Annotated in this window: 3 protein-coding genes and 1 pseudogene; all 4 read right to left on the bottom strand. The window is 36.2% G+C overall.

What is annotated here, in order from left to right; genetic code table 11:
- A partial coding sequence (locus AC1RYN_RS19250) for a beta strand repeat-containing protein (protein WP_481808247.1) occupies positions 1-6,057 on the bottom strand: 6,057 nt, incomplete at its 3' end.
- 708 nt (positions 6,058-6,765) lie between these two features.
- Positions 6,766-7,690 (bottom strand): annotated as a pseudogene (gene queG, locus AC1RYN_RS19245) (tRNA epoxyqueuosine(34) reductase QueG).
- 143 nt (positions 7,691-7,833) lie between these two features.
- A complete protein-coding gene (ruvB, locus tag AC1RYN_RS19240) occupies positions 7,834-8,856 on the bottom strand; it encodes a Holliday junction branch migration DNA helicase RuvB (protein WP_481808246.1) in 1,023 nt (340 codons plus the stop codon).
- Positions 8,857-8,928: 72 nt separating this feature from the next.
- Positions 8,929-10,725 carry a cytochrome c oxidase subunit I gene (locus tag AC1RYN_RS19235; RefSeq protein ID WP_481808245.1) on the bottom strand — a complete coding sequence of 599 codons (1,797 nt, stop codon included), beginning with the start codon at positions 10,723-10,725 and terminating at the stop codon, positions 8,929-8,931.
- Positions 10,726-10,746: the final 21 nt, after the last annotated feature.

Here is a 10,746-nt window from a genome sequence, read left to right as displayed (position 1 = left end):
CGAAGTAACTGTATAATCTTTTCCAATAGTCATACCACTGATAAGACCTGAAGCATCAACTGTTGGTCCTACTGGGTCAAAAGTATATGTATTACCTGTAACATAATTATCTATTGTACTGCTTACTGTAACTAAACATGTAGCTGGCGTAGTTGTAATTCTTGGCTGAACTGGTGTAGCTAATTGAGCTGCGTTACTAAATGATGCTGATGCTACTGATGTACAATTTGCATCTTTAGAAGTAACAGTATAACCTGTTCCAATAACCATATTACTTACTAATCCTGTACTAGAAACTGTTGGTCCTGTTGGAGCAAAAGTATATGTATTACCTCCAACATAATTATCTATCTTACTACTTGATGCTGCTGAACACGTAGCTGCCGTAGTTGTAATTATTGGTTGTGCTGGTGTAGCTAATTGAGCTGCGTTACTAAATGATGCTGATGCTACTGATGTACAATTTGCATCTTTAGAAGTAACAGTATAACCTGTTCCAATAACCATATTACTTACTAATCCTGTACTAGAAACTGTTGGTCCTGTTGGAGCAAAAGTATAGGTATTACCTGTAACATAATTATCTATCTTACTACTTGATGCCGCTGAACATGTAGCTGTCGTAGTTGTAATTATTGGTTGTGCTGGTGTAGCTAATTGAGCTGCGTTACTAAATGATGCTGATGCTACTGATGTACAATTTGCATCTTTAGAAGTAACAGTATAACCTGTTCCAATAACCATATTACTTACTAATCCTGTACTAGAAACTGTTGGTCCTGTTGGAGCAAAAGTATATGTATTACCTGCGACATAATTATCTATCTTACTACTTGATGCCGCTGAACACGTAGCTGCTGTAGTTGTAATTATTGGTTGTGCTGGTGTAGCTAGTTGAGCTGCGTTACTAAATGATGCTGATGCTACTGATGTACAATTTGCATCTTTAGAAGTAACAGTATAACCTGTTCCAATAACCATATTACTTACTAATCCTGTACTAGAAACTGTTGGTCCTGTTGGAGCAAAAGTATACGTATTACCTGCAACATAATTATCTATCTTACTACTTGATGCCGCTGAACATGTAGCTGCCGTAGTTGTAATTATTGGGCGATCTGGTGTAGCTAATTGAGCTGCGTTACTAAATGATGCTGATGCTACTGATGTACAATTTGCATCTTTAGAAGTAACAGTATAACCTGTTCCAATAACCATATTACTTATAAGACCTGAAGCATCAACTGTTGGTCCTGTTGGAGCAAAAGTATAGGTATTACCTGCGACATAATTATCTATCTTACTACTTGATGCTGCTGAACATGTAGCTGCCGTAGTTGTAATTATTGGTTGTGCTGGTGTAGCTAATTGAGCTGCGTTACTAAATGATGCTGATGCTACTGATGTACAATTTGCATCTTTAGAAGTAACAGTATAACCTGTTCCAATAACCATATTACTTACTAATCCTGTACTAGAAACTGTTGGTCCTGTTGGAGCAAAAGTATATGTATTACCTCCAACATAATTATCTATCTTACTACTTGATGCTGCTGAACACGTAGCTGCCGTAGTTGTAATTATTGGTTGTGCTGGTGTAGCTAATTGAGCTGCGTTACTAAATGATGCTGATGCTACTGATGTACAATTTGCATCTTTAGAAGTAACAGTATAACCTGTTCCAATAACCATATTACTTACTAATCCTGTACTAGAAACTGTTGGTCCTGTTGGAGCAAAAGTATACGTATTACCTGCAACATAATTATCTATCTTACTACTTGATGCCGCTGAACATGTAGCTGCCGTAGTTGTAATTATTGGTTGTGCTGGTGTAGCTAATTGAGCTGCGTTACTAAATGATGCTGATGCTACTGATGTACAATTTGCATCTTTAGAAGTAACAGTATAACCTGTTCCAATAACCATATTACTTACTAATCCTGTACTAGAAACTGTTGGTCCTGTTGGAGCAAAAGTATATGTATTACCTCCAACATAATTATCTATCTTACTACTTGATGCTGCTGAACACGTAGCTGCCGTAGTTGTAATTATTGGTTGTGCTGGTGTAGCTAATTGAGCTGCGTTACTAAATGATGCTGATGCTACTGATGTACAATTTGCATCTTTAGAAGTAACAGTATAACCTGTTCCAATAACCATATTACTTACTAATCCTGTACTAGAAACTGTTGGTCCTGTTGGAGCAAAAGTATAGGTATTACCTGTAACATAATTATCTATCTTACTACTTGATGCCGCTGAACATGTAGCTGCCGTAGTTGTAATTATTGGTTGTGCTGGTGTAGCTAATTGAGCTGCGTTACTAAATGATGCTGATGCTACTGATGTACAATTTGCATCTTTAGAAGTAACAGTATAACCTGTTCCAATAACCATATTACTTACTAATCCTGTACTAGAAACTGTTGGTCCTGTTGGAGCAAAAGTATATGTATTACCTGCGACATAATTATCTATCTTACTACTTGATGCCGCTGAACACGTAGCTGCTGTAGTTGTAATTATTGGTTGTGCTGGTGTAGCTGGTTGTGCATTTACAACAATATTTGCTGATGCTCCTGAAGTACAACTTCCTGATTTAGCCGTTATTTTATAACTTCCTGCTGGTGCTGTTATCATATTACCATTTTGAACAACTCCTAACGATGGGGTTATAGTATAGGCATAAGATGAATTATAATTATCAATTGTGAAACTTCCTTTAGCTGTAGCACAAGTTGGTTGTGTTACTGCACTTGCTGTCGGTAATGGAATCGATGCATTTATCGTTACAGTTCCTCTTATTATAGCCTCTACACAAGGTGCTGTATGACCAATAGTAGTTATTGTATAAGTACCGCTTGTAGTTGGAGTTCCTGAAATAGTTACTGTTTTTGCATTTGAATCTACATCCCATTTTAGTTCTGCAGGTAAATCTGTTACTATAGCATTCGTAGCACTACCTCCGAAAGTATAAACTGTCGTTGGAATTGCTGTCGACGGACAAACTGCTGGACTTTGCATACCACTAGTCAATACAATTGTAGATCCTGTATTTATAACTGCAGCGACTGCAATTCTAGATGTTGTAGTACATCCTTCAGCTGTAGTAGCCCCTACATAATAAGTTGTTGTTGTTGATAAATTTGGTATTTTAAATTCTGGTCCAGTTTCTAATATCGATTCACTTGTTGGACTTGCATACCAATTAATAGTTGCTCCTGCAGATACTGTAGCCTTTAATGTTAACTCTCCTGTACCACATCTAGAAGCCTGAGTCGTAGAAATAATTGTTGGCGAAGCATTTACTGTTGCTCTAACTAATGTTCTAGCTGAAGAACAACCATTATCAGTTACTGCAACATAATAGTCTTTAGATGCAGACAGACTTGGCGTAGTAAATTCTGATCCTGTTCCTATTGATGCCCCACCAGTTGCCACATTATACCAATTAATTGTCCCTGCAGATGCTGTAGCTTTCAAAAGTACTGTTCCTGCATCGCATCGTGAAGCTGCAGTTATACTAGTAATAGTAGGTACTGCATTAATAACAAAATCAGTAGCAGTTCTACAACCTGAAGCACCACAAGCCGCATAATACGTTTTAGTTTGTGGAGGACTAGTTACTGTTAGACCTGAGTCTCTAATCTCGAAAGGATTGAATGTCTTACCGCTGGTGCCATCGATTGGAGTCCCTCCAGTTGCAGTATGATACCATTGTACATTCCCACAACTAGACGTAACAGTTAACAAAGCTCCAGCTGCATTACCTTGACAGACAGAAGCACCAGTAGTCGTAGGGGCTCCTGCAACTGCGTTGATAACTATATTACCTGTAGGAAGCGAAATACATCCATCACCATTTCTTGTAGTAACCACATACGTATTGGGTGCCAATCCTGCGAAGACACCTGTATCATTACTAGTCTCTGTTACTGGATTTGTTCCTTTTATTGTATAAAAGATGTTTGGCCCATTAGCAGGTGTATCTACCTTTATTGTTCCTGTTGGCACAGTACAACTTGAAGGTGTAACCGTAGTTGTTGGCGTTGCAGGTAAAGCTAATATTTTTATATCATCAACACTTGTATTATCTCCATTAAAATTTGAACCTGGAACATTTTCCTGATTTGCACCTTGATAACTTGTAAAGACTCCGACTCCACCAGAGTTACCTCTAAATGCTGTTATTTTTCTAGTGTCATTACCTGTTGTACGTGTTGGATCCAAATATAAAGCTTGTGCATTAGAACTATATGTTCCTGCTGCAATAGATCCTGTTACTTTCCCAACTAAGGTTATTGTAACCACGCCATCTTTCGCAATATTAAACACTCCTAACAAAGGTTTATTACTTGTACCAGTATTTGTCAGAGTCCCAGAAGGTCCTGATGCACTAACTAGAGATTTTACTGTAGCAGAGTCAAATCCTATATTTGCAGGAAAAGCAAAGTCTAAAACAACTCCAGCTGCATTTCCAATACCTGTATTTGTAATTTGAATTTCATAAGAAACTTTCGCGTCGATTGAACCACAAGCTGATGCTATAGGCAAAGCTTTTACAGTAGTATCAAGAATCGGAAAACATTTTGAATTAACTTGCAAATTTGGAGGCATCTCATTATTGGCAAAAGTTGCCACATATCCCCCAGTTCCTGGCATAGCACCATGATTATTAGTACCAGTCCCATTTGTTAAACCTGCTAGTCCTCCTGTTACAGAAGTAATAACATTAACTGGTGCAATGTTGTGTCTAATAATTCCACCACCACCACCACCACCAGGTCCATGCTCATTTTTAGTATCATTGTCAGTATGTCCTCCTCTTCCTCCGTTAGCATTAATTGTAATTGTTCCTGTTGTAGCACCAGAAATATTCAAAAGTACTGTCCCTCCTGCACCTGCACCTCCTGCACCATCCGACGAACTTTGGAAGGCACCAGCAGCTCCAGGACCACCATTTACTTCAATCTTTCCTGGCCCTATAACGGCACCTGCATTAATAAGTACTATGGCACCACCAACACCACCTTTTACTCCATTTGTAGCATTATTAGCATCTCCGGCTCCACCACCGCCTCCCATGATAAGCCTTATTAACTCTGGATTGGTTGTACGATAAGATTTAAAACCTGGCCTTCCGGCTCCAGTATTCTGAATATTTTGCGACCATTGTACTCCACCACCACCTTGCCATCCATAACCACCTAAACCACCAAAACCACCGTTACCACCTCCACCTCCACCAGAGTTGTGATCGTTACCACCTCCTCCAGCATTAGCAGGAGCTCCTCTTCCAGAAGACCCAACTGGCATACCTTCAACTCCATTATTTACCTCATTATATCCATCCCACATAAACTTTGGTGTTCCTGCAATTCCCTCTCCTTTTCCAGAAATAGTTTGATTTGCAGCCTCACCTACATAAGTAGTTGAATCATTTATACCCGAATCAGCTTTAGGACTATACCCACCTCTAAAACCTCTTGCAGTTCCATTTATGCTGAAGTTACCAAAATTAAAATTTCCAGAAACATTAAAAGCAATAACTCCACCTGCAATACCATTAAATGGTGGTGTCGTTATATCTTTTGTTAAGGTTAAATTAGAGTATTGAGGCACTCTGACTATTTGAAATGTTCTCTTTCCTCTTGATCCTGCAGCCTCAGCATTAAAGTAGCTATTAGAAGTACCACCATTAACAGCAGTACCTTTAAATGTTAAATTTCCGCCAGAAAGCGGAACATTATTTGTTGCTATAACATATTCAAAAATACCTGTATTTCCAATATCTGTAAATCCAGTACCCCCTAAAAGATCCGGACCACTATTTGAAGTTCCTGAACCATAATTATTATTATTTCTGTAATCTATTGTAGCATCCTGCATCTGAATGATCAAGATTAAATCCCCAACAGAAATTGGAGTTGTACCAAAATCATTCTTATGAGCATCCATTTTGGGCACTGCTGCTAGCTTTATAGATTGCCCTCCTGCGTTCAGCGTAATATCGCCTGCAATAGGATAATATGTATTTACTGAGCTTGACACTGTAATAGGTCCATCGCCCCCAGGCGTTCCACAGATTTGTGAAAATAAGCTAGTTGAAAATAAAAAAAATACAATAAAAAATGATTGCTTAAAAAAATTAAGCATTTTAAGAGTACAATTATACATAGACAGTTCTGTTTGGGGTAATACTATAGGAGTTCGAAAACTTTTTAAAAGAATTCGAAAAATTTAAATTAAATAAAAGGGGTAGTTGAATCGAAAATCTTAGGATATGATTTTCTGAAATTTTATAAAAATAAAATAAAATAAGCGCCATAATATAGATTCAGTTCGACTCAAATTAGTCTTAAAGTTTATAGAATTGGTAGTTTGGTGGGGCGAAAGTTTATAAACAGTAAAGTATTAACTACATTACTCGTCAAACTACCTATTTTGTCGTTGAAATACTCTTTTTGTCGAACAAAATCACTTTTAATAGAGAAAAAAATTAACTTTTTAGCAACAATAAGTTTTTATTATATCAACATAAGTCTTTTTATTGAATGAATTCTGACAGTAAAATTCATAACTCATTAAATTTCAAATAATAGAACAAAAAAAAAGGTGCAATATAAAATTGCACCGAATTATTTTTTAACAGTAAATCACCTTAATTATATTGTTATTTTTACACAAAAACAAATTTTATTAACAACTATAATTACATAATCTATAAAAATTAACAAAAAAAAAACTAGAATAAAAAAACTATTTCAAAAAATTAATATTCCTTTTAAATCCGTCAAATTTTGCTCTTTTTACAGCTGAATTTTTAAACACCACTCTAAAGGTTTCTTCAGTAATTTCCAGCCATTCTTTCTTAGACATTGCCAGCACATCTGGATTAGGATTAAATAATGGCTCAGAGTGCGCTTTAGAGAATCGGTTCCATGGACAAACGTCTTGGCAAGTATCACAACCAAATGCCCAATCATCAAACTTCCCTTTCATTTCTTGTGGAATATTCTCTTTGAGCTCGATAGTAAAATAGGAAATACATTTACTCCCATCTACGACATAAGGCGCAATAATTGCTTCTGTTGGACATGCATCCATACATGCTGTACACGAACCACAATGGTCTGTTGTAGCATAGTCGTATTCTAAATCTAAATCGAGAATGAGTTCAGCTATAAAATAAAAAGAACCTACTTTTTGTGTTATTAAATTACTGTTTTTACCTATCCATCCTAAGCCGCTTTTAGCTGCCCAAGCTTTGTCTAGAACTGGTGCGGAATCTACAATATACCCGCCCTGAAACATCGCCTATATGTTCTTGAATAGAAAAAAGTAATTCTTTGAGTTTTTCTTTAATTACAAAATGATAATCTTGACCATATGCATATTTAGATATTTTAAAATTATCATCTTCTTGAGTTTCTGAAGGATAATAATTAAGTAAAAGCGATACTACGCTTTTAGCATCCTCTACTAACAAAGTAGGATCTAACCGCTTGTCGAAATGGTTTTCCATATAAGCCATTTGGCCATTATGGTTTTTATTAAGCCAATTTTCTAATCTTGGTGCTTCTTGTTCTAAGAAACCCGCTTTAGAAATCCCACAAGATAAGAACCCAAGTCTTTTGGCTTCAGATTTAATAAATTGCGAATATGTAGTTTTTGAATTTATCAATGTAAATTATCTATAGAATAATTTTAGCCCTGTCTCAATAGTTACCAAGAGCAACGACATTATTTTTCTATTCATTTTGCAGAAAAAGACATAGTAGACAATAGGAGATTACTTTAAAATCTCATAAAGACAACTCCTAAAAATTAAAATAATCCGCCTTGAATATTAGTGTTTATTCTGCCTAAATGTTTATATGCTTTATCAGTAACTTCACGTCCACGAGGAGTTCTCATAATGAATCCTTCCTGGATCAGGAATGGCTCATATACTTCTTCGATAGTTTCGCTACTTTCGGAAACAGCTGTTGCCAATGTAGACAATCCAACTGGACCTCCCTTAAACTTACTAATAATGGTAAGAAGGATTTTGTTATCCATTTCATCCAAACCATGTGCATCAACGTTTAATGCTTTCAATGCATATTGTGCAATAGCCAGATCGATAGTTCCATTTCCTTTAATTTGAGCAAAATCACGAACACGTCGCAATAATGCATTTGCAATACGAGGTGTTCCACGACTGCGTCCTGCAATCTCAATTGCGGCATCTAACGAAATTGGCATTTTTAATATAGAAGCACTTCTTTCTACAATTGTAGTTAAAAGCTCTGTAGTATAATATTGTAATCGTGACGAAATACCAAAACGAGCTCGCATTGGGGCAGTAAGCAAACCTGAACGTGTAGTGGCACCAATTAACGTAAATGGGTTTAAGTTAATTTGTACTGTTCGCGCATTTGGTCCAGATTCTATCATGATATCAATTTTAAAATCTTCCATTGCAGAATACAAATACTCTTCAACGATTGGACTTAATCGGTGGATTTCATCTATAAACAAAACATCTCTCTCATCAAGATTAGTTAGTAATCCAGCCAAATCACCTGGCTTGTCTAAAACCGGTCCCGAAGTAATCTTAATCCCAACCTCTAATTCATTTGCAAGTATATTAGCCAAAGTTGTTTTTCCAAGTCCCGGAGGCCCATGAAAAAGAGTATGATCTAGTGCTTCATTACGTTGATTGGCTGCTGCTACAAAGACTTTCAGATTTTCTAAAACCTGATCTTGACCTGCGAAATCATCAAATGAAAGTGGTCTTAATCTTTTCTCAAGATCAAATTCTTCTGGATTGTAGCGGTTCGTAGTTGGATCTAAATTTTCATTCATTGAACAAAGATAGATAAAGAAAAAGTAAGACAAAAAAAAACCTCTACTAAGAAGTAGAGGTTTTAAATATTTTTAGTGATGAAGAACTTCTTCTCCTTCTTTCATTGGTACGTTTTGAGGAACAAAATCAACGTCATAGTTTGGATTACTATAGTCATATGGCCAACGGTAAACGTGAGGAATTTCTCCTGGCCAGTTACCGTGAATATGCTCAACTGGTGTAGTCCACTCTAAAGTTGTAGATCTCCATGGATTTTGTACTGCTTTCTTACCGTAGAAAATACTACTAAAGAAATTATACAAGAACACTAATTGGAAAGCTCCACCAACTAAAGCAAATACAGTTATTAGAACGTTTACATTTTGTAAATCATCAAATAAAGGGAAACTTGTATTAGTATAATAACGTCTTGGTAAACCTGCTAATCCAATAAAGTGCATTGGGAAAAACACTCCATAAGCACAAACTGCAGTTACCCAAAAGTGAATATAACCTAAGTTTTTATTTAACATTCTACCATACATTTTAGGGAACCAGTGGTAAATACCAGCAAACATCCCATAAAGTGCAGAGATACCCATTACTAAGTGAAAGTGAGCAATTACAAAGTAAGTATCGTGAACGTTAATATCTAAAGTACTATCTCCTAAAATGATCCCTGTTAAACCTCCAGTAATGAAAGTAGAAACCATTCCGATAGAGAATAACATTGCAGGATTAAATTGTAAGTTACCTTTCCATAAAGTTGTAATCCAGTTGAACGCTTTTACAGCAGAAGGAATTGCAATCAATAGAGTTGTAAATGTAAATACAGATCCTAAAAAAGGATTCATTCCTGAAACGAACATGTGGTGACCCCAAACGATTGTTGAAAGGAAAGCAATTGCCAAAACTGACATAATCATCGCTCTGTATCCAAAAATTGGTTTACGAGAATTCGTAGCCATAATTTCAGAAACAAGTCCCATTGCAGGTAAGATTACAATATATACCTCAGGGTGTCCTAAGAACCAAAACAAGTGTTCGAATAAAACTGGCGAACCTCCTTGGTAATGTAAAACTTCTCCAGCTATATAAATATCTGATAAGAAAAATGAAGTACCAAAGCTTCTGTCAAAAATCAACAATAATGCTGCTGATAATAATACTGGGAACGAAATAACACCAATGATAGCTGTTACAAAGAATGTCCATATTGTTAAAGGTAATCTAGTCATAGACATCCCTTTTGTTCTTAAATTAATAACAGTAACGATATAATTTAAAGATCCCATTAATGATGATGCAATAAAGATTGCCATAGAAACCAACCATAATGTCATACCTGTTCCTGAACCAGGAATCGCTTGTGGTAAAGCACTTAATGGTGGGTAAATCGTCCATCCTGATGAAGCAGGTCCAGCTTCAACAAATAAAGAACATAACATTATTACTGCTGATAAGAAAAACAACCAATAAGATACCATGTTCATGAATCCTGAAGCCATATCTCTTGCTCCAATTTGAAGTGGGATTAGTAAGTTACTAAACGTACCACTTAAACCAGCTGTTAAAACGAAGAATACCATAATGGTTCCATGAATCGTCACCAATGCAAGATAAACATCATTAGTCATAACACCATCTGGTGCAAATTTATCTCCTAATAAAACATTAAAAATCTTAAAAGACTCTTCAGGCCATGCTAATTGCATTCTAAAAAGCAAGGACATTGCAATACCTATTACCCCCATAATAATACCAGTAATAAGGTATTGTTTGGCAATCATTTTGTGATCAATACTAAAGATATATTTAGTAATGAATGTGTCTTTATGGTGGTGTTCGTGTTCGTGATCTTGTCCGTGATCGTGACCTTCTGCTGACATATATGTATACTTTAAATTTCT

The sequence above is a fragment of the Flavobacterium sp. TC780 genome (assembly GCF_056783245.1).
This window is presented reverse-complemented; position numbering and strand designations above follow the sequence as displayed.

What these genes read in the sequence shown, in the direction of transcription:
- AC1RYN_RS19235 (WP_481808245.1), bottom strand. Translation starts at nt 10,725, where the DNA reads ATGTCAGCAGAAGGTCACGATCACGGACAAGATCACGAACACGAACAC.
- ruvB (WP_481808246.1), bottom strand. Translation starts at nt 8,856, where the DNA reads ATGAATGAAAATTTAGATCCAACTACGAACCGCTACAATCCAGAAGAA.